The 19,733-nt window shown below is 65.9% G+C and carries 17 protein-coding genes; 3 read left to right on the plus strand and 14 right to left on the minus strand.

Annotation, left to right across the window (positions count from 1 at the left end; genetic code table 11):
* Window positions 1-19: 19 nt before the first annotated feature.
* From typA to HFGMBDPB_RS17975, 9 genes are all read right to left on the minus strand, one after another.
* A complete protein-coding gene (gene typA, locus HFGMBDPB_RS17935) occupies window positions 20-1,849 on the minus strand; it encodes a translational GTPase TypA (protein ID WP_026062109.1) in 1,830 nt (609 codons plus the stop codon).
* A gap of 23 nt (window positions 1,850-1,872) precedes the next feature.
* Window positions 1,873-2,838 (minus strand): tRNA pseudouridine(55) synthase TruB, encoded by a 966-nt coding sequence (truB, locus tag HFGMBDPB_RS17940; RefSeq protein ID WP_047217232.1) that lies wholly within the window; start codon window positions 2,836-2,838, stop codon window positions 1,873-1,875.
* Between the two features lie 4 nt (window positions 2,839-2,842).
* Window positions 2,843-3,214, minus strand: a complete 372-nt coding sequence (gene rbfA, locus HFGMBDPB_RS17945) for a 30S ribosome-binding factor RbfA (RefSeq protein WP_016448883.1) — start codon at window positions 3,212-3,214, stop codon at window positions 2,843-2,845.
* 6 nt (window positions 3,215-3,220) lie between these two features.
* On the minus strand, window positions 3,221-6,076 hold the full coding sequence (infB, locus tag HFGMBDPB_RS17950; protein ID WP_016448884.1) for a translation initiation factor IF-2: 2,856 nt from the start codon (window positions 6,074-6,076) through the stop codon (window positions 3,221-3,223).
* 23 nt (window positions 6,077-6,099) lie between these two features.
* On the minus strand, window positions 6,100-7,587 hold the full coding sequence (gene nusA / locus HFGMBDPB_RS17955; RefSeq protein ID WP_016448885.1) for a transcription termination factor NusA: 1,488 nt from the start codon (window positions 7,585-7,587) through the stop codon (window positions 6,100-6,102).
* An 86-nt stretch (window positions 7,588-7,673) separates the two neighbouring features.
* On the minus strand, window positions 7,674-8,252 hold the full coding sequence (gene rimP, locus HFGMBDPB_RS17960; RefSeq protein WP_026062108.1) for a ribosome maturation factor RimP: 579 nt from the start codon (window positions 8,250-8,252) through the stop codon (window positions 7,674-7,676).
* A 278-nt stretch (window positions 8,253-8,530) separates the two neighbouring features.
* The gene (locus tag HFGMBDPB_RS17965; protein WP_016452383.1) at window positions 8,531-8,932 is read right to left on the minus strand and encodes a thioredoxin family protein; all 402 of its coding nucleotides are present in this window, start codon (window positions 8,930-8,932) and stop codon (window positions 8,531-8,533) included.
* Window positions 8,933-8,942: 10 nt separating this feature from the next.
* Window positions 8,943-10,286 carry a cytochrome c gene (locus HFGMBDPB_RS17970; protein ID WP_212645943.1) on the minus strand — a complete coding sequence of 448 codons (1,344 nt, stop codon included), beginning with the start codon at window positions 10,284-10,286 and terminating at the stop codon, window positions 8,943-8,945.
* Window positions 10,283-11,110 (minus strand): c-type cytochrome, encoded by an 828-nt coding sequence (locus HFGMBDPB_RS17975; protein WP_212645944.1) that lies wholly within the window; start codon window positions 11,108-11,110, stop codon window positions 10,283-10,285. Before HFGMBDPB_RS17975 ends, HFGMBDPB_RS17970 begins: the two co-directional genes overlap by 4 nt.
* Before the next feature lie 168 nt (window positions 11,111-11,278).
* Here HFGMBDPB_RS17975 and HFGMBDPB_RS17980 point away from each other — a divergent pair, with 168 nt between their 5' ends.
* Both HFGMBDPB_RS17980 and HFGMBDPB_RS17985 read left to right on the plus strand, forming a co-directional pair.
* On the plus strand, window positions 11,279-12,268 hold the full coding sequence (locus HFGMBDPB_RS17980) for a DnaJ C-terminal domain-containing protein (protein ID WP_212645945.1): 990 nt from the start codon (window positions 11,279-11,281) through the stop codon (window positions 12,266-12,268).
* Window positions 12,265-12,600, plus strand: coding sequence for a MerR family transcriptional regulator (locus tag HFGMBDPB_RS17985; RefSeq protein WP_212645946.1), 336 nt, complete (start codon window positions 12,265-12,267; stop codon window positions 12,598-12,600). Before HFGMBDPB_RS17980 ends, HFGMBDPB_RS17985 begins: the two co-directional genes overlap by 4 nt.
* Window positions 12,601-12,689: 89 nt before the next feature.
* Here HFGMBDPB_RS17985 and HFGMBDPB_RS17990 read toward each other — a convergent pair whose 3' ends face one another.
* Window positions 12,690-12,851 carry a hypothetical protein gene (locus HFGMBDPB_RS17990; protein ID WP_012204826.1) on the minus strand — a complete coding sequence of 54 codons (162 nt, stop codon included), beginning with the start codon at window positions 12,849-12,851 and terminating at the stop codon, window positions 12,690-12,692.
* A 247-nt stretch (window positions 12,852-13,098) separates the two neighbouring features.
* On the opposite strand from HFGMBDPB_RS17990, the gene HFGMBDPB_RS17995 reads away from it, so the two are divergent.
* Window positions 13,099-13,725, plus strand: a complete 627-nt coding sequence (locus HFGMBDPB_RS17995; RefSeq protein ID WP_212645947.1) for a lipocalin family protein — start codon at window positions 13,099-13,101, stop codon at window positions 13,723-13,725.
* A 24-nt stretch (window positions 13,726-13,749) separates the two neighbouring features.
* Here HFGMBDPB_RS17995 and HFGMBDPB_RS18000 read toward each other — a convergent pair whose 3' ends face one another.
* The 4 genes from HFGMBDPB_RS18000 to HFGMBDPB_RS18015 form a co-directional block, all read right to left on the minus strand.
* Window positions 13,750-15,438 carry an ABC transporter ATP-binding protein gene (locus tag HFGMBDPB_RS18000; RefSeq protein WP_212645948.1) on the minus strand — a complete coding sequence of 563 codons (1,689 nt, stop codon included), beginning with the start codon at window positions 15,436-15,438 and terminating at the stop codon, window positions 13,750-13,752.
* Window positions 15,435-16,577, minus strand: coding sequence for an ABC transporter permease (locus HFGMBDPB_RS18005; protein ID WP_074924285.1), 1,143 nt, complete (start codon window positions 16,575-16,577; stop codon window positions 15,435-15,437). Before HFGMBDPB_RS18005 ends, HFGMBDPB_RS18000 begins: the two co-directional genes overlap by 4 nt.
* 104 nt (window positions 16,578-16,681) lie before the next feature.
* Window positions 16,682-17,710, minus strand: coding sequence for a microcin C ABC transporter permease YejB (locus tag HFGMBDPB_RS18010; protein WP_016448895.1), 1,029 nt, complete (start codon window positions 17,708-17,710; stop codon window positions 16,682-16,684).
* A 96-nt stretch (window positions 17,711-17,806) separates the two neighbouring features.
* Entirely contained in the window at window positions 17,807-19,636 is a 1,830-nt protein-coding gene (locus HFGMBDPB_RS18015) for an extracellular solute-binding protein (protein WP_249343536.1), read from the minus strand.
* Window positions 19,637-19,733: the final 97 nt, after the last annotated feature.

Genomic DNA, 19,733 nt, shown 5'->3' on the forward strand with positions numbered 1-19,733 from the left:
GCCCTCGGCGCCACGGCGCTTATGCGCCTGCGCGCGAAGCACGCTTGCGCTCGTTCTCAGACAGGTGGCGCTTGCGCACGCGGATGCTCTTGGGGGTGATTTCCACCAGCTCGTCGTCCTCGATGAATTCCACCGCGTATTCCAGCGACAGGTCGATCGGGGGCGTGATCTTGATGGCATCTTCCTTGCCGGACACGCGGAAGTTGGTCAGCTGCTTGGTACGCGTGGCGTTGACCACCAGGTCGTTGTCACGGCTGTGGATGCCGATGATCATGCCTTCGTACACGGGATCGTTGGCCTTGACGAACATGCGGCCACGGTCGTCCAGCTTGCCCAGGGCGTAGGTGAAGATTTCGCCTTCGTCCATGGAGATCAGCACACCGTTCTTGCGGCCGCCGATTTCGCCCTTGTGCGGCTCGTAGCTGTCGAAGATGTTGGAGATCAGGCCGGAACCACGGGTCAGGTTCAGGAATTCGTTGGTGAAGCCGATCAGGCCACGCGCAGGAATGCGGTATTCCAGGCGCACGCGGCCGCGGCCATCGGGTTCCATGTTGACCAGCTCGCCCTTGCGCTCGCCCAGGGCCTGCATCACGCCACCCTGGTGGCCTTCCTCGATGTCGGCCGTCACCAGCTCGATGGGCTCGTGGCGCACGCCGTCCACGTCGCGGTAGACCACGCGGGGCTTGGACACGGCCAGCTCGTAGCCTTCACGGCGCATTTCTTCCAGCAGGATGGTCAGGTGCAGTTCGCCGCGGCCCGACACTTCGAAGATGCCATCTTCGTCGGTTTCCTTGACACGCAGGGCCACGTTGGAACGCAGTTCCTTTTGCAGGCGGTCCCAGATCTGGCGGCTGGTCACGAACTTGCCTTCACGGCCCGCCAGCGGCGAGGTGTTGACGCAGAAGTTCATGGTCAGCGTGGGCTCGTCGATCTTGAGCATCGGCAGCGGCCGGGGGTTCAGCGGGTCGGTCAGCGTGACGCCCATGCCCAGGTCGGCGATACCGTTGACCAGCACGATGTCGCTGGGGCCGGCTTCGGTCACCTGCACGCGGTCGATGCCCTGGAACTTCAGCACCTGGTTGATGCGGCCCTTGTAGCTCTTGCCGTCAGGACCTTCCATGACCAGCACGTCGGTCGAAGGCTTGAGCGTGCCGGAAGTGATGCGGCCCACGCCGATGCGGCCCACGAAGGTGGAGTAGTCCAGCGCCGAGATCTGCATTTGCAGCGGAGCGGCGGGATCGCCCTTGACCGAAGGCACGTGCTTCAGGATGGTGTCGAACAGGGCCGACATGTCGGGGCCCCACTGCTCGCCCGGAGCGCCTTCTTCCAGCGAGGTCCAGCCGTTGATGCCCGAGGCGTACACCACGGGGAAGTCCAGCTGCTCGTCGGTGGCACCCAGCTTGTCGAACAGGTCGAACGCGGCGTTGACCACGTAGTCGGGACGCGCGCCGGGCTTGTCCACCTTGTTGACCACGAGGATGGGCTTCAGGCCCAGGGCCAGCGCCTTCTTGGTCACGAAGCGCGTCTGGGGCATGGGGCCTTCCTGCGCGTCGATCAGCAGCACCACGCCGTCGACCATGGACAGGGCACGCTCCACTTCACCGCCGAAGTCCGCGTGGCCGGGTGTGTCGAGGATGTTGATGTGCGTGTCGTTCCAGCTCACGGCGCAGTTCTTGGCCAGGATGGTGATGCCACGCTCGCGTTCGATGGCGTTGTTGTCCATCACCGTGTCCACGACTTTCTCGTGCTCGGCGAAGGTTCCGGATTGACGCAGCAGCTGGTCCACCATGGTGGTTTTGCCGTGGTCCACGTGGGCGATGATCGCGATATTGCGGATTTGTTTGCTCATAGTGTTTTCCCATTGCCGCTGCGTCATGGGCGCGGCGTGTCTTCCAAAATCTGTTGAATTTCCAGTGAACTGAGCAGGCGGGCGGGGATGAGTTCCCCACGCACCACGCGCCCCACCCCCAGCAGAGCCTGGGGGTTTTCGCCATACACAGCCACCGCCTCGGCATCGGCCCAAGCGCCCTTGCGGGGCAGGCCCGTGAGAAAACGGGCCGCATCTTGCTCGCCCAGCGTGACAGCCGTGTGGCTGGCCAGCAAGGCATCGACAGGCTGCAACTGCTGCAGACGCTCGTCCTCGCCCATGGCGGCCAGCGCCTCCAGCGAGATACAGCGCTCGACACCCAGCCCGCCAGTGTCGATACGGCGCAGCGCGCGCAGGTGCGCGCCGCAGCCCAGGGCCTCTCCCACGTCCTCCGCCAGCGTGCGGATATAGGTGCCCTTGCTGCAGGTCACCAGCATCCGGATCGCCGGCTGGCCTTGGCTGTCTTGCGTCAGCGAAAGCTCCAGTGCGTGGATTGTCACTTCGCGCGCCGGTCGCTCGACTTCGATGCCGGCACGCGCATATTCATAAAGAGCCTTGCCGTCCTTCTTGAGCGCGCTGTACATGGGCGGCACCTGGCGGATGGAGCCCGTGAACTGCGCCTGCACGGCGGCAAGCCGCTCGGCCGTGAGGGCGGCGGGATCGATGGCGCGCTCGCGCAGCACCTCGCCCTCGGCATCGGCCGTGGTCGTGGTCTGGCCCAGGCGCGCAATCGCCTCGTAGGTCTTGGCAGCTTCGAGCTGCAACTGGCTGAACTTGGTCGCCGCACCGAAGCACAGCGGCAGCACGCCGGTGGCCAATGGGTCCAGCGTGCCGGTGTGTCCGGCCTTTTCGGCGCGCAGCAACCACTTGACCTTCTGCAAGGCGTCGTTGCTGGACAGCTCCAGCGGTTTGTCGAGCAGCAACACCCCATGCACAGGGCGCCGCTGCACCCTTGTGCGTGGCGCGTTCATGGGGCTACTCTTCCTTCCCGCGCGAGGAGACGGCCTTGGCGATCAAGGCGTTCATGTCGGCCGCACGCTCGGTGGTGCGGTCGTAGATGAAGTGCAGCGTGGGCACGGTATGGATGTGCAGGCGCTTGAACAGGCCGTTGCGCAGGAAGCCTGCGGCCTGGTTCAGGGCGTCCTGCGTCTCCTGCGGATCGCCGATCAGCAGGCTGAAGTAGACCTTGGCGTGGGCATAGTCCGGAGTCACCTCCACGCTTTGCAGCGTCACCATGCCCACGCGCGGGTCCTTCAACTCGCGTGCGATCAGCTCCGCCAGATCCCGCTGGATCTGGTCGGAGACTTTGAAGCTGCGGTTCGGCGCAGCGGACTTGCGTGTTGCCATGTCGAATTACAGCGAGCGCGCGATTTCCTTGATCTCGAACACTTCGAGCACGTCGCCTTCGCGAATGTCGTTGTAGTTCTTGAGCTTGATACCGCACTCGAAGCCTTCCTTGACTTCCTTGACGTCGTCCTTCAGGCGCTTGAGCGATTCGATCTCGCCCGTGTAGATGACCACGTTCTCGCGCAGCAGGCGGAAATGCGCATTGCGCGTAACCTGGCCTTGCGTGATGTACGAGCCAGCCACGGTGCCGATCTTCGACGCCACGAACACGGTACGGATCTCGGCCATGCCGATGATCTCTTCCTTGCGCTCGGGAGCCAGCATGCCGGACATCGCTGCCTTCACCTCTTCGACGGCGTCGTAGATGATGTTGTAGTAGCGCAGGTCCACATCGTTGCTCTCGGCCGTCTTGCGCGCCTGGGCATCGGCCCGGACGTTGAAGCCGATGATGATGGCCTTGGAGGCCAGCGCCAGGTTCACGTCGGACTCGCTGATGCCGCCCACGCCCGAGTAGACCAGCTGCACGCGGATCTCTTCGGTGGAGAGCTTGAGCAGCGATGCGCCCAGTGCTTCCTGCGAGCCCTGCATGTCGGCCTTGACGATGATGGGCAGGGTCTGGACCTCGCCCGCACCCATTTCGGCGAACATGTTCTCGAGCTTGGCAGCCTGCTGGCGAGCCAGCTTGGTGTTGCGGAACTTGCCGGCGCGGTAGGTCGCGATTTCGCGGGCGCGGCGCTCGTCCTGCAGCACCATGAAGTCGTCGCCGGCCTGGGGCACGTCGGACAGACCCTGGATTTCCACCGGGATGGAGGGGCCAGCGGACTTGGTCTGCTTGCCGTCTTCGTCCAGCATGGCGCGCACGCGGCCGTAGGTCTGGCCTGCCAGCACCACGTCGCCCACCTTCAGCGTGCCGGACTGCACCAGCACCGTGGCCACGGGGCCGCGGCCCTTGTCCAGCTGCGCTTCGATGACCAGACCCTTGGCAGCGGCTTCCACGGGAGCGGTCAGCTCCAGCACTTCGGCCTGCAGCAGGACCTGTTCCAGCAGCTCGTCGATGCCCTGGCCGGTCTTGGACGACACGGCGATGAACGGGGACTCGCCGCCGTACTCTTCAGGCACCACCTGCTCGGCCACCAGGCCTTGCTTGACGCGGTCGAGGTTGGCATCGGGCTTGTCGGCCTTGGTGATGGCAACCACGATGGGCACACCCGCCGCCTTCGCGTGCTTGATGGCTTCCTTGGTCTGGGGCATCACGCCGTCGTCGGCAGCGCACACCAGGATGACGATGTCGGTGGCCTGTGCACCACGGGCACGCATGGCCGTGAAGGCCTCGTGGCCCGGGGTGTCCAGGAAGGTGACGATGCCGCGGGGCGTCGTCACATGGTAGGCACCGATGTGCTGGGTGATGCCGCCGGCTTCGCCCGACGCAACCTTGGTGCGGCGGATGTAGTCCAGCAGCGAGGTCTTGCCGTGGTCCACGTGGCCCATGACGGTGACCACGGGGGCGCGCGACTCCTGGGCAGCTTCCTGCTGGGACACTTCCTCGGCCGTGAAGGCTTCGGGATCGTCCAGCGCAGCGACCTTGGCGGTGTGGCCCATTTCCTCGACCACGATCATGGCCGTGTCCTGGTCCAGGGGCTGGTTGATGGTGACCATCTGGCCCATCTTCATCAGCACCTTGATCAGCTCGGATGCCTTGACCGACATCTTGTGCGCCAGCTCGGCCACGGTGATGGTCTCGGGCACGTGCACTTCGATGGCACGGAATTCCGTTGCCGCGCTTTGGTGCTGTCCGTCATTGCGGTCATTGCCGCGACGGCCGCCACGCGGGCCGCCGCGCCAGTTGGAACGGCCGCCCACGCCACCGGAGCTGTCGCCACGGGTCTTGATTTCCTTCTTCTTGCCATCGCCGGCCCAGCTCGAGGAGAGCTTGGCGGACTTGACTTCCTTGCCGGCGCCGGCAGGCGCGCGCGCACCGGCTCCGCCGGCGGTCGTGCCAGCGGGCTTGTGCAGCGTGGTCTTCTTGGCATCGGCGGCAGCAGGCGCTGCAGGCTTTGCCACGGGCTTGGGCTCTTCGGGCTTCTTGGCCACGAGCACCTTCTTGGGCGCGGCCATCATGGCGCGAATGGCTTCGGCTTCGGCCAGCGCCTTGCGGCGGCGGTCTTCCAGATCCTTGGCGCGTTCGGCTTCCTCGGCCGCACGGGCCTTGGACTCTTCCTCGGCCTTGGCGCGTGCCGCGAGCTGGGCTTCGGCGCGCGCTATCTGGCCGGCAGCCTGCTCGCGCGAGGCTTCCTGCTTAGCGCGGTTGGCCTCGACAATCTTTGCGGCTTCGGCAGCCGCATAGGCGGCTGCGCGCTCTTCGGCTTCGCGCTCGCGCTGTTGGACTAGCTCGCGCTCTTCGCGCTCACGGCGTTGCTGTGCCAATTCTTCCTCCTCCCGGCCGATCATTTCGGCCTGGCGACGTGCTTCCCCTTCGCGGCGCACCAATTCCTGAGATTCGCGCTCCGACGCCGCGCGCTGCTCCTGGGCAGCCGCAACGGCAGCGGGATCGGAGGCGCCTTCGGCGGCCTCGTCGCGCTTGACGAAGGTGCGCTTCTTGCGCACTTCCACCTGGATGGTGCGGGCGCGGCCCGACGAATCGGCCTGCTTGATCTCGCTGGTGGACCGTTTGGTCAGCGTGATCTTCTTGGCGCCACTTCCGTGGCTGGCCTGCAGATGGCTGAGCAGTTGCTGCTTGTCGCCGTCGGTCAACGCATCCGATGCGTTGTCCTTGGCGACGCCTGCAGCCTTGAGCTGCTGCAGCAACGTGTCAGGGGTCTTGTTGAGCTCTTTTGCAAACTCGGCAACCGTATTACTGGACATAAATGCTCTGAACCTCCCTGACCTTACTCTTGCCCTTCGGTGAACCAGTGCTCACGCGCCTTCATGATCAAAGCCTTCGCTTCTTCCTCGGTCTGCCCGGTCAGCTCGGTCAACTCATCGATGGCCAGATCGGCCAGATCGTCGCGAGTGTGCACATTGGCCTCGGCCAGCTTGTCCACGATCTCCGGAGTCATTCCCTCGAGCGTCAGCAGATCCTGCGACACCTTGCCCACGTTTTCCTCGTGCGCGATTTCCTGCGTCAGCAGGGCATCCTTCGCACGGGTGCGCAGCTCGTTCACCGTCTCTTCGTCGAACGCCTCGATTTCGAGCATTTCCTGCAGCGGCACGTAGGCCACTTCTTCCAGGGTCTCGAAACCTTCCTCGATGAGGATGTTGGCGATTTCCTCGTCCACATCGAGCTTTTCCATGAACAGCTGGCGCGCAACGGCAGACTCGTCCGCCTGCTTTTGCGCAGACTCAGCCGCGTCCATGATGTTGATCTTCCAGCCGGTAAGCTCGGAAGCCAGGCGAACGTTCTGGCCGCCACGGCCGATGGCGATGGCGAGGTTTTCCTCGTCAACCACCACGTCCATGGCGTGCTTTTCCTCGTCCACAACGATGGACGACACATTGGCCGGAGCCAGCGCACCGATCACGAACTGTGCGGGGTCCTCGGACCACAGCACGATGTCCACGCGCTCGCCAGCCAATTCATTGGTGACGGCGTTGACGCGGGTGCCCCGCACGCCGACACAGGTGCCGATGGGATCGACACGCTTGTCATGGCTGAGCACGGCGATCTTGGCGCGGCTGCCGGCATCGCGAGCGCAGCTCTTGATCTCCAGCAGGCCCTGCTCGATCTCGGGCACTTCGTTGCGGAACAGCTCGACCATGAACTCCGGCGCCGAACGCGACAGGATGATGGGCGCGCCGCGCAGCGTGGCGTCCACTTCCATGATCATGGCCCGCACGCGGTCGCCGTTGCGCAGGTTTTCCTTGGGGATCATTTCGCTGCGGCGCAGGCGTCCTTCGACACGGCCGGCCTCGACGATGATGTCGCCCTTGTCCATGCGCTTGACCGTGCCCGTGAAGATCCGGTCGCCGCGCGACAGGAACTCGTTGAGCAGCATTTCGCGCTCGGCATCGCGGATCTTTTGCAGGATGACCTGCTTGGCCGCCATCGCACCGATGCGGCCGATGGGCACCGACTCGATCTCTTCCTCGATGTACTCGCCTTCGGAGATGCCGGGGACGCGGTCCTGTGCGTCCATCAGCATTTCTTCGGCATCGGGGTTTTGCAGGCCCGCATCATCGGGCACCACCAGCCAGCGGCGGAAGGTGTCGTAGTTACCGCTGTCGCGATCGATGGCCACGCGGATGTCCACTTCACCTTGGTACAGCTTCTTCGTGGCTTGGGCCAGGGCCGATTCCACTGCACCGAACACCAAATCGCGCTCCACGTTCTTTTCGCGCGAAATGGCTTCTACCAACATCAACAATTCGCGATTCATGCGACGACTCTCCTATTTCAATCACGCAGAAAGGGGATGGCAATGCCCTTCTGCCCCAATGATTCGACGTACCCTGCCCGCTCCGATCAGACCGGCTTGGCAGAACGCCCCTTGAAATCCACAAGGGGAGCCAGACGCGCCTCGCGCAGCTCCTCCAGCGTGAAACCCAGCGCCTGCAGGGGCGCGGGAACACGCTTCTTGCTGACCCTCTGGCCAGGCTTGACGGGTGGCTCGTCGCTCCAGACGATCTGCCAGCCACCACCTTCGGCACGCTCCAGCGTGCCGCGGAATTTCTTGCGATTGGCGCTGACCTGCCCTTCAGCGGCAGCGCCGATGGGCTCCTTGAGGGTCAGGTCGATGACTTCCCCGACAAAGCGGATGAAGTCCTGCTCATGCCGCAGGGGGCGGTCGATGCCCGGGGAGGAGACCTCGAGGCGCGTGTAATCCGTGCCATCGACCTCCAGCGCGAACTGCAGCTGGCGCGTGATCTTCTCGCAGTCCTCGACTGTCACGAACTGCTCCGGCACCACCGGCTCGCCCTCCACCGGGGGCTGCCAAGGCAAATCAATTGTGACGCGCAACAGCCCGCCTGCCGAGCGTTCTATTTCCACCAGGTCATAGCCCAGACCTGTCACGGTTTGTTCAACGATTTGCTGTAGTGCCACGTGTAATTAAATTCAATCCTGCAAACACAAAAGACCCGGAACGCCCCTGGAACCTTGGCAGCAGCCATGTCCCAACAGCGCCGAGCCCCATGGCAATCCCTAAGGTCGCCCGAAGATCGCCCAAAAAAAAGGGCGGTTGGTACCCGCCCGTTTGGTCGTGAATATGCCATTGTATCCGCAAACGACCTTCAGGCCAAGTTCGCGCCGTACAAAAACAGGCGCTGGCAGGCACTGCGCAAGGCAGCCCAGGCCAGGGCGGACACCCCTCCGCCGGAGGCTCAGGCGCCCACGCGCTCAAGCGCCTGCGCCGACTGAAGCCGCCGCAAAAGGGCCTGCGCTTCGGCGGGGTCGGCCGGGGCCGCGCCAGGGTCCTGGGCCAATGACTGCAGCATGCGCGCCACAACGCCCGGCTGGGGCAGCACCGGCCCCAGAAAGCGCGCGCGCTCGCCGTCAGCGATCAGCACAGAGGGAAAGGTTTCGATGTCCAGGTCCCCGGCCACATCCTCGCGGTCCTCGACATCAAGCCAGACGAAGTGCATCTGCGGGAACTGGGTGGCCAGCTCCGCAAACGCGCTCCGGTACTGGTTGCAAACGCCGCACCATTGCGCACACAGGCAAACCACCCACCAGGGGCTGGCTGCCGCGCTGTCGTCCGGCAGCTTGCCGGCCATTGAATCCATGGAAAACCTCTCAGAAACCACGCCCTTCCCGGGCGCGATAAACCTCCATGGTACCGATTTCCGCCGCCTTGTTGCCCCAGGCATTGCGCACATAGCTGGCCACGGCGGCCACCTGTGCGTCAGACAGCACATGGCCAAAGGGCGGCATGCCATGCGGCTGCGGCTGTTGCCGCGTGGACGGGGGATAGCCACCGTCCAGCAGCACCAGCAGCAGGTTGCGCGGCTCGGCCATGGTCGCGGAAGCATTGCCGGCCAGCGCAGGAAACGCGCCCGGTGTTCCCTGGCCCTGCGCACCATGGCAGACCGCGCACTGCCGTTCGTACACGGCCCGCCCCAAGGCCATCTGCCCAGGCTGCACAGCCTTGATGGCACCGTGCCCGTCTGTGCCGGCAGCTGGGGCAGCAGCAGCACCCCGCTCCTGCAGATAGGAAGCCAGCGCCTGCAGATCCTGTGGCTGCCAGTGCTGGGTGCTGCGCGCCACGACTTCGGCCATGGGGCCCAGTGCCGAGCCTGCGGGGCCGGACCCCGTCTGCAGCAACTGCACCCAGGCGGATTCCTGGCCGGCGCGCACACCCGCCTCGCCGGGATCGAGCAGCGAAGGCGCATACCAGGACTGCCCTGCCACAAAGCCGCCGGACATGGCCTGGCCGGAGGCACCCAGGCCATTGCGCGGCGCATGGCAGGCCGCGCAATGGCCCAGCCCCTGGGCAAGATAGGCGCCGCGATTCCAGGCCGGGGCCTTCCCTGGCTGGTCCTGCCAATCCTTCGGCGAGAAGAACAGCGCGCGCCAGACGGCCAGCGACCCCTGCCAGCCATAGGGAAAGTCCAGCGCATGCGGCGGCGTCTGCGCGCGCACGGCGGGCAGGCTTTGCAGATAGGCGAACAAGGCGTCCGAATCGGCGCGCGTCACGCGGGTGTAGCTGTCATACGGGAAGGCCGGATATAGCAGGCGCCCACCACGCGAGCGCCCGTTGTGCAGCGCACGCCAGAAGTCCTGCGCCGACCACAGCCCCAAGCCCGTCTCCTTGTCGGAGGTGAGATTGCTGGTGTACAGCGTGCCGAACGCGGTGGGCAAGCCCCGCCCGCCCGCATATTCGGCACCGCCCGCCGCCGTGTGGCAGCCAGCGCAGTTGCCTACCCGCGCAAGGTAGGCGCCGCGCTCGACCAGGGCGGCCTGTGTTTCGGTCGATCCCGACCAGCCGCCGTGGCCATAGGCATGAACCCCCTGCTCCCCCCGCAGGTTGAGCCAGACCAGCAGCAGCCCCACCAGGACCAGGGCCAGGACCACAAGAGCCAGCAGGGGCCACCGCCCGCGTACGCTCGCGCTGGCCGGATTTTCCACTTGGACACTCATGGCCTGCCCTCCTGACCGCCCACAGCGGCCACCGCACCGCAGCGCAGCGGCAAGGGGCGCGCCAAGGCCTCGCGCCCTCCCGGCGTCGCCGATGCAGGCCGCGACGACAGCCATGCCGTGACGGCCACGACTTCCTGCGGCGTCAGCGCCTTGGCCACTTGGTCCATGCAATCGGGAGCGGCCGCCTGGCGCTGGCCCGAGCGCCAGGCGCCGATCTGGCTGTTGAGATAGTCGCGTGACAGGCCCAACAGACCCGGGATATCGTCGCCCGCGCCCATGAGCCGCTGGCCATGGCAGGCAGCACAGGCGGGCAGGCCCCGCTGCGCGTCGCCCTGCAGCACCAGCTGCTCGCCACGCGCGAGGTCGGCGGGCGGCAGCTGCGCCGGCACGGGCGGCGCATAGGGCAGCTCAAGGCTTGCGAAATGCACGGCGATCTGGCGCAGATAGTCGTCCGACATGAATTCGATCAGCCGGTTCATTGCCGGATAGCTGCGGCGCCCCTGCTGGAAATTCTTGAGCTGGCGGTAAAGATAGCCCGCAGGCTTGCCCGCAATGCGAGGAAAGTAGCCGCTGGGTGTGGCCCGTCCCTCGGGACCATGGCAGGCCGTGCAGGCCAGTACCCTGGACGCCATGGAGCCCACATCGGGCAGAGGCGCACTGACCACGGCGGGGGGCAGGTCCGCCATCGGCACGCCCGGTGCCGGCTGGACTGACTGCGCCATCACGCCGCATGCACAGGCCGCCAGCCATGCGCCCAGCAAGCTCCTTGCCCCCTTGACGCCTGAAAGCCCTGTCCCGTACCGCCATCGCCTGCCATGTGCCATGTCCGACGCCTCCTGTTGCGTCCTGCCGACGCGCGAATGTAGTAAACCCGTCACAAGATGCCAGTCCAGCAGGAAAAGGCCCATCGGTTGAGACCCTGCCATGACCGGGCTATGCTGGCTTCTGGCTTGCCCAGAACATCGCCCGCAAGGGCTGGAGGACGGAAATTCATGGAATACAAGGACTACTACCGCATCCTGGCCGTGGACCGGCAGGCCAGTGCTGACGAGATCAAGAAGGCCTACCGCAAGCTGGCGCGCAAGTACCACCCGGACATCAGCAAGGAAGCGGATGCCTCGCAACGCATGGCCGAGATCAATGAAGCCAACGCCGTGCTGTCCGATCCCGAAAAGCGTGCCGCCTACGACGCGCTGGCCGATGCGCCCCGCCGCAGCGCAGGCGCCGGCGGATTCCAGCCGCCACCGGACTGGGAAGGTCAGGACTTCCACTTTCGCAGCGGCGATGGCGCCATGCCGGACGGCGATGCGGATTTCAGCGAATTCTTCTCGCAGATGTTCGGCCAGGGCGCCCGCGCGCGCCATGCGGGCGGCGGGCAGCACCGACCTCCACCCGACCTGCGCGGGCAGGACCAGCACGCCAGCATCGAGCTGGACCTGCTGGACAGCTACCACGGCGCCCAGCGCAGCCTGCACCTGCGCAGCACGGTGCTGGATGAGGACGGGCGGCCGGTGGCGCGGGACAAGGAATTGCAGGTCAGCATTCCCAAGGGGGTGCGCGAAGGCCAGATGATCCGCCTGGCAGGCCAGGGCGGCCAGGGCCTGGGCAAGGGTCCTGCAGGCGACCTGCTGCTGCAGGTGCATCTGCGCCACGACCCGCGCTGGTGGGCCGAGGGCAAGGACGTCTATCAGCCCATCGCGCTCGCGCCCTGGGAAGCCGCGCTGGGCGGCACGGTCCGTCTCGCCACGATTGCCGGCGAATTCGATGTCGGCATCCCTGCCGGCAGCCGCGCAGGCCGCAAGCTGCGGATCAAGGGCAAGGGCTTGCCCGCCGCCACGCCAGGCGATCTGTATCTGGTGCTGGGCATCAGCCTGCCGGAGCCGCAGACCGACGCCCAGCGAAAGGCCTATGAGGCACTGGCCCAGGCCTTCCCCTCGTTCGATGCCCGCCAGCACGGCACGGGCCAAGGAGCCTCGCTATGAGCACGCCGCTGTATCCCTTCTACGAACCTGCAGAACTGCTGGATGAAGGCGCACTGGATCTGCACGATCTCGCCCGCCACTGCCAGCGCAACACCGACTGGGTGGTGGAGCGCGTGCAGACCGGGGTGCTGTACTGCGAGAACGAGCCGGCCGGCGACGCGGCCGACGCGCAGGCACAGTGGCGCTTCAGCAGCCACATGCTGGTGCGTGCGCGCCGCATAGCCCATCTGGAGCACAGCTTCGATGCCGACCCTCAACTGGCCGCGCTGACGGCGGACCTGATCGAGGAAGTGCAGATGCTGCGCCGCAAGCTCCAGGCACTGCAGCACTGAGCGCATTCGCCCCAAAAGCAAAAGCCCTCTTTCGAGGGCTCTTGCTTTCAGAACGCGGCCGCAGCAGTCATGCATGCGGCCCGCCGTGCTCAGCGGTGACGCTTGCCGGGGTTCTTCTTGGTATGGGTGTGGGCGCCACGGGCGCGGCTCACGCGCTGGCCACGGCCGGGCGTCGGCAGGGTGACGCCGTTGGGCAGGGGAGGCTGGGGAGTGAACTTGCGGTCGGCTTCGGTAACGATCTTGTTGCCCATGGCATTTCCTTCTTCAAAAAAATGAGAACGCGCAATTAGGCCATAGACCTGCAGGCCCGCGCATAAAAAAACACATGGCCTGCTCCGGCATAGGGAAAGTTCCTGCGTTGCGCAGCCCGCACAGCCGCAGTTCCGGCAGCGCCGGCCTACACCGCGGCCCGGCGTTCTGTCCTAAAGTAGGAGCACGCTGCCAAGCGCACATGATGCCCCTGGCATGCGCTCCTGCCTGAACACGGAGTTCCGCACGATGTCACCCCGCCAACCAAGCACAGAAGTCACCACCCCGTCCACACCCCGCCCTGCCTGGGTTCGGCCCGCGGCAGGCCTGGCTGGGCTTGCCGTCGGGGCCGCTGCAGCCGCCTTGCTTTGGAAGGGCCTGCGCAACCCGCCCATTCCTGCCACAGTGGAGCCCGTACGCGGCTGGGACATCCAGCGCTACATGGGCCGCTGGTACGAGGTGGCCCGCATAGACCACCGCTTCGAAAAAGGCCTGGAGCGCACCCAGGCCGAATACACGCCGCTTCCCGATGGAAGCGTGCATGTGCTGAACCGGGGCTACGACGCAGGCCGCCGGCGCTGGAAGTCTGCTGAAGGCAAGGCCCGCACGGTGCATGGCCCCGGCGTTGCGGCGCTCAAGGTCTCGTTCTTCGGACCGTTCTACGGCGGCTACAACGTGGTGGCCCTGGATGCCGACTACCGCTGGGCCATGGTGGTCGGCTCGGACCTGCGCTATTTCTGGATTCTTTCGCGCACCCCTGAACTGCCCGATGGCGTGGCAGCGCGCCTGCTGGCCCAGGCCCGGCTGCTGGGCGTGCCCGTGGACAAGGTGCAGTGGATTCTTCAGGACGGGGTCAATCCCACAGGCAGCTGGTAGCGGCCCGGCGGCAGGCCGGCGAACTCAAAACCCGTCGGGCATGCCGTCACCCGAAAAGCCAGCAGCCTCCACCAGCCGCTGGGTATAGGACTCACGCGGCGCGCCCAGCACCTGGGCCACGGGGCCGGATTCGACGATGGCACCATCCTTCATCACCACCACGTCATGGGCCATGGCGCGGATCACGTCCACATCGTGCGTGATGAGCAGATAGGCCAGGCCACGTTCGCGCTGCAGCCGCTGCAGCAGGCCCAGCACCTGCTGCTGAATGGTCACATCCAGCGCACTGGTGGGCTCGTCAAGCACCAGCACTTCAGGCTCCAGCACCAGGGCACGCGCAATGGCGATACGCTGGCGCTGGCCTCCGGAGAACTCATGCGGATAGCGATCGAGCAGACCGGGGAACTGCTCATCCGTCAGCCCGACGGCAGACAGCATGTCCACGACGCGGTCACGGCGCTGCCGCCCCGTGAGCGCCGGGGCGTGCACGCGCAGGCCCTCGCCAACGATCTGCTCCAGCGTCAGCCGAGGCGACAGCGATGAATACGGGTCCTGGAACACCACTTGCACCTTGCGCCGCAGCGCAAGATTGGCCGGCGAGTTGCGCGTGGCCGGCTGCCTCCAGGCCTGGCCAGCGATGCGCAGCTGGCCTTCATGCGGCAGCAGTCCCAGCACGGCCTGGGCCAGCGTGGACTTGCCCGAGCCCGACTCCCCGACCACACCCACGGTGCGCCCGGGCATCAGGTCCAGGTCGGCGGACTGCACGGCAACAAAACGCCCCTGGCCAAACCAGCCGCGCACGCCCGTCAACGGCACCGGGTAGCTGACCTTGAGGCCCTGCGCATGGACCAGCGGCTCGGGAGCCGCCCCCGGTGTACCGGCCTGCGCCTCGACCAGATCGCGGCGCGGCACACTGGCCAGCAGCTTGCGCGTGTAGGCATGGCGCGGAGCTGCCATGACCGCCGGCACCTCGCCCTGCTCCACCAGCTGCCCGCGCTCCATCACCGCCACGCGATCGGCAAAGCGCCGCACCAGGTGCAGGTCGTGGGTGATCATCAGCACGGCCATGCCGGTCTGGCGTTGCAGGTCATCGAGCAATTGCAGGATCTGTCCGCGCAGCGTGACGTCGAGCGCCGTGGTCGGCTCATCGGCCAGCAGCAGGCGCGGGCTGCTGGCCAGTGCCATGGCGATCATGGCGCGCTGACGCTGGCCGCCGCTGAGCTGATGCGGAAAGGCGCGGGCACGGCGCACGGGCTCGGCAATGCCCGTGGTCGCCAGCAGTTCGGCCGCCTGGGCCAGGGACTGCGCCCGCGTCAGCCCCTGCTTGAGGCGCAGCACCTCGCCCACCTGTTCGCCCACGGTCATCAGCGGATTGAGCGCCGTCATGGGCTCCTGGAAGATCATGGCCACGTCGCCGCCGCGCACGGCCCGCATCTCGCGCTCGGGCAGGCGCAGGAGGTCGCGGCCGTCGAAAAGCGCCTGCCCGCCCAGCTGGGCGTCACCGGCCAGCCTCAGCAGGGACAGCGCCGTGATGGTCTTGCCCGAACCGGACTCACCCACCAGCGCCAGCTTCTCACCGGCCGCCAGATCGAAGCTCACGCCGTGCACCACGTCCTTGCTGCCAAAGCGCACGCGCAGGTTGCGCACAGACAGCAGCGTCCGGCCACGACCGGGGGCGGAAGGCATGTCCATTGCCGGCTGCTCTGCGTTCATGCGGCGTCCTTCGCATCAACGGCCGGGGCTGCATCGGTGGCAGCGGCCTTGCGCGGGTCCAGGGCATCGCGCAGCGCATCGCCCATGAAGGTCAGCAGCAGCAGCGTCACCACCAGCACCGCAAAGGTGGACAGCGAGATCCACCAGGCATCGATGCTGTTCTTGCCCTGGCTCAGCAACTCGCCCAGGCTGGGCGTATCGGGCGGAACGCCCAGGCCCAGGAAATCAAGCGAAGTCAGCGCCAGGATGGCTGCACTCATGCGAAACGGCAAAAAGGTGACCACGGGCGTCATGCTGTTGGGCAGCAGATGGCGCCAGATCAGCGCGCCATTGCCCACGCCCAGCGCACGCGCCGACTTCACGTAGTCGAGCTGGCGGTTGCGCAGGAATTCGGCCCGCACATAGTCCGACAGCCCCATCCAGCCGAACAGCGACAGCAGCACCAGCAGCAGCGAGACGCTGGGCGCCAGCACCGCGCTGAAGATGATCAGCAGATACAGCTCGGGCATGGAGCCCCAGATCTCGATGAAGCGCTGAAACGCCAGATCGGTCCTGCCGCCGAAAAAGCCCTGGATGGCCCCCGTCACCACGCCCAGCACCACGCCGGAGGCCGTCAGCGCCAGCGCAAACAGCACGCTCACGCGAAAGCCGTAGATCAGTTGCGCCAGCAGATCGCGCCCGCGATCGTCCGTGCCCAGCAGGTTCTCGCGCGAGGGCGGCGCCGGATTGGGCAAGCTCGCAAAGTAGTTGAGCGCCTGCGGCCCGTAGGGATTGAGCGTGTACAGCGCCCAGTTGCCACCCTGGCTCAGGCGATCCCGGATGTAGGGATCCAGATAGTCGGCCGCCGTCTCGAAGTCGCCGCCGAAGGTCTTCTCGGAATAATCGTTCCACAGCGGCCAGTAGGTCTGGCCTTCGTAGCGCACCACCAGGGGCCGGTCGTTGCTGATCAGCTCGGCGCCCAGGCTCAGCACCACCATCACGCAAAAAGCGACCAGGCTCCAATATCCCAGCCGATTGCGCCTGAACCGCAGCCAAGCCCGCCGCGCCGGCGAAACCGCCGCCGCCGCCAGCGGTGCAGGCGCCCCAGCCCCCGGCAGCCCCGTTCCAGAAACCACAACGGATTGCATTTCAGTGTCCATGTCGCTCCAGGAAACGAAGCCCGGCGCCACGCGCCGCCCGTCCGCCCCCCGTGATACAGGGCGCCGTGCATACCGGGCAAGCCGCGAAGCGGCTCGGAAGGTACCTAGTCAAACCGTACACGCGGATCCACCCACACATAACAAAGATCGCTGACCAGCTTGGTCACCAGGCCGATCAGCGTGAACAGGTACAGCGTGCCCAGCACCACGGGATAGTCGCGCCGTATCACGCTGTCATAGCTGAGCAGGCCCAGGCCGTCCAGCGAGAACAGCGTTTCTATCAGCAGCGAGCCCGTGAAGAAGGCACCGATGAAGGCGGCCGGAAAGCCGGTGACGATGGGAATCAGCGCATTGCGCAGCACATGCCGATAAAGCACCTGCCGCTCCGACAGGCCCTTGGCGCGGGCTGTCAGCACATATTGCTTGCGGATCTCTTCCAGAAAGGCATTCTTGGTGAGCATGGCGGTGATGGCGAAGCTGCCCGCCACCATGGCCGTGACCGGCAGCGCGATATGCCATAGATAGTCCACGATGCGCGCGCCCCAGGACAGCTCATCCCAGTTGGCCGAGGTCAGCCCGCGCAGCGGAAACCATTGCAGCTGCCCGCCGAAGATCACCAGCAGCGCCACGCCCAGCACAAAGCCCGGAATCGCATAGCCCACCAGGATCAGCAGCGTGGTGAAGAAGTCGAAACGCGAGCCGGCACGCACGGCCTTGGCAATGCCCAGGGGCACGGCCACGAGGTAGCTGATGAAAAAGGTCCACAGGCCCAGGCTGGCCGAGACCGGCAGCTTCTCCTTGATCAGCTGCCAGACATCCTTGTTCTGAAAGAAACTGCGCCCCAGATCGAACCGCGCGAACTGCCCGAGCATCTGGAAGAAGCGCTCATGGGCCGGCTTGTCAAACCCGTAGAGGGCCTTGATCTGCTCTATGCGCTGGGGGTCCACCCCCTGGTTGCCACGGTAGGCCAGGCCACCGCCTTCGCCGCCACGGCCCACGCTGGCCTTGGCTTCGGCAAGGTACTGCTCCACCGGGCCACCGGGCACGAACTGCACGACCACGAAGGTCAGCAGCAGCACGCCCAGCAGGGTCGGCACCATCAGCAGCAAGCGTTTGAGTATGTAGGCCCACATAAGAAGTCCTGCATTATGTCGATTGCCGGGGGGCACCCCGGCCCGGGAGCGTGCCCATCATGCAACGGATCGCAACGATGCGGCGGCAGCGCCCGCTCATGGAGGCGGCGCGGTCAGCACCGGCATGCGGGCCCACCAGGTATCCATGGCCCAGCTCTCGCCCTTCGCGTAGGCGGGAACCACGGCGGGCCGCACCAGCCGCCAGGAGTCGTAGACCATGCGGTGCGTTCCCGCGCTCCACTGCGGAATCAGGTAGTGTCCATGCGCGATGACACGCTCCAGTGCGTGGCACGCGGGCAACAGCTGCGCTTCGGTCTTGGCCTCGGTCATGCGCCGGATCAAGGCATCGACGGCGGGATTCTTGACTCCGGGAAAATTGCCCGAGCCGTCCGTGTCCGCCGCCCGACTGCCGAACAGGTCGGCGAATTCCTGGCCCGGGTTGTTCGTGCCCTGGTAGGCAATGGAGATGATGTCGTAGTCGAACTTCTCCACGCGCTGCTGGTACAGCGCAAAGTCCGCCGAGCGAAAGCGCAGCCGTATGCCCAGCTTTTCCAGATTGCGTATCCAGGGCGAGACCTGGCGTATGCCCGACTCGCTGCTGTCCAGGTACTCCAGCTCCATGGCCTGGCCCCGCGCATTGCGCAGCACGCCATCCTGAATGGTCCAGCCGGCATCGGCCAGCAATTGCCGCGCCTGGCGCAGGTTGGCACGCAGCGAGTTGTTGCCATCGGTGCGCGGCGGCTCGGCCATGGGGCCGAAGGCCTCCGGCGGAATGCTCTTGCGCAGGGGCTCCATGAGCGCCAGCTCCTCTGGCGAGGGCTCGCCATGGGTCTCGCAGGCCGTGTTGCCGAACAGCCCGCGCACGCGCTGGTAGGAGCCGTAGAACATCTGCCGGTTCATCCATTCGTAGTCCAGGGCCAGGTCCAGCGCACGGCGAACGCGCACGTCCTGCAGCAAAGGGCGCCGGGTGTTGAGCACATAGCTCTGGAACCCCGAGGGCAGCTTGTTGCTGAATTCGCCCTTGACCAGCTCGCCCCGGTCGAAGCGCCTGCCGTACAGGCGCCGCGCCCAGTCGCCGGCGCTGTAAAAACGCATCAGGTCGAACTCGCCGGCCTTCAGCGCTTCCAGCTTCGCCGTGTTGTCGCGGTAGATCTTGACGGAGATGCGGTCGAAATTGGCCGTGCCCACTCGCGCGGGCAGATCGCGGCCCCAGTAGTCCGGGTCGCGCACATAGGTGATGTCCTTGCCGAAGCGCACAGGTCCTATCCTGTAGGGTCCACTGCCGATGGGCGTATCCGTCACCACCTGGTCGAAGGGCTTGGGCTTGCCGTTTTCCATGCCCCAGTCGCGGCTGAAGACGGGAATGGCGCCCACAACCAGCGGCAGTTCCCGGTTCGGCTGCTTGAAGCGAAAGCGCACCGTGCGTTCATCCAGCACGTCGACCCCCGCCACATCGAAGAACAGCGATCGGTAGCCAGGCAATGCGTGCGGCCCCACCAGCGTGTCATAGCTGAACTTGACATCGGCAGCCAGCACGGGCTTGCCGTTGTGAAAGCGCGCTTGCGGCCGCAGCCGGAACGTGGCCGACAGGCCGTCGGGTGCGGCCTGCACATCCTCTGCCAGCAGTCCGTAGCCCGTGGCGGTCTCGTCCAGCGAGGGCCACAGCAGGGTGTCGAACATCAGTTCGGCCAGATAGGCCGGAGATGATCCCTTGATGGTGAACGGGTTGTACTTGTCAAAGGTGGAGATGCGCAGGTTGCTCACCAGGCGCAGCTCGCCGCCCTTGGGGGCCTTGGCGTTGACATAGTCGAAATGGCTGAAGCCCTCGGCATAGCGGGGCTCTCCCCACAGGGCATAGGCATGCGAGCCCCACGCCGGCACACACGCCGAGGCCAACAGCAGCGAAGAAATCATCCAATGGCGCATGCGACAATTCTGCACCACGCAGCCAGCCGCCCGCTGGCAAACGCTGACGCGGGGCCCCGCCTTCGCCGCCAGCTGCTGCGCACTTCCACTCACTTCC

The sequence above is a fragment of the Delftia sp. PE138 genome, from assembly GCF_018320755.1.
Classification (GTDB): domain Bacteria; phylum Pseudomonadota; class Gammaproteobacteria; order Burkholderiales; family Burkholderiaceae_C; genus Comamonas; species Comamonas tsuruhatensis.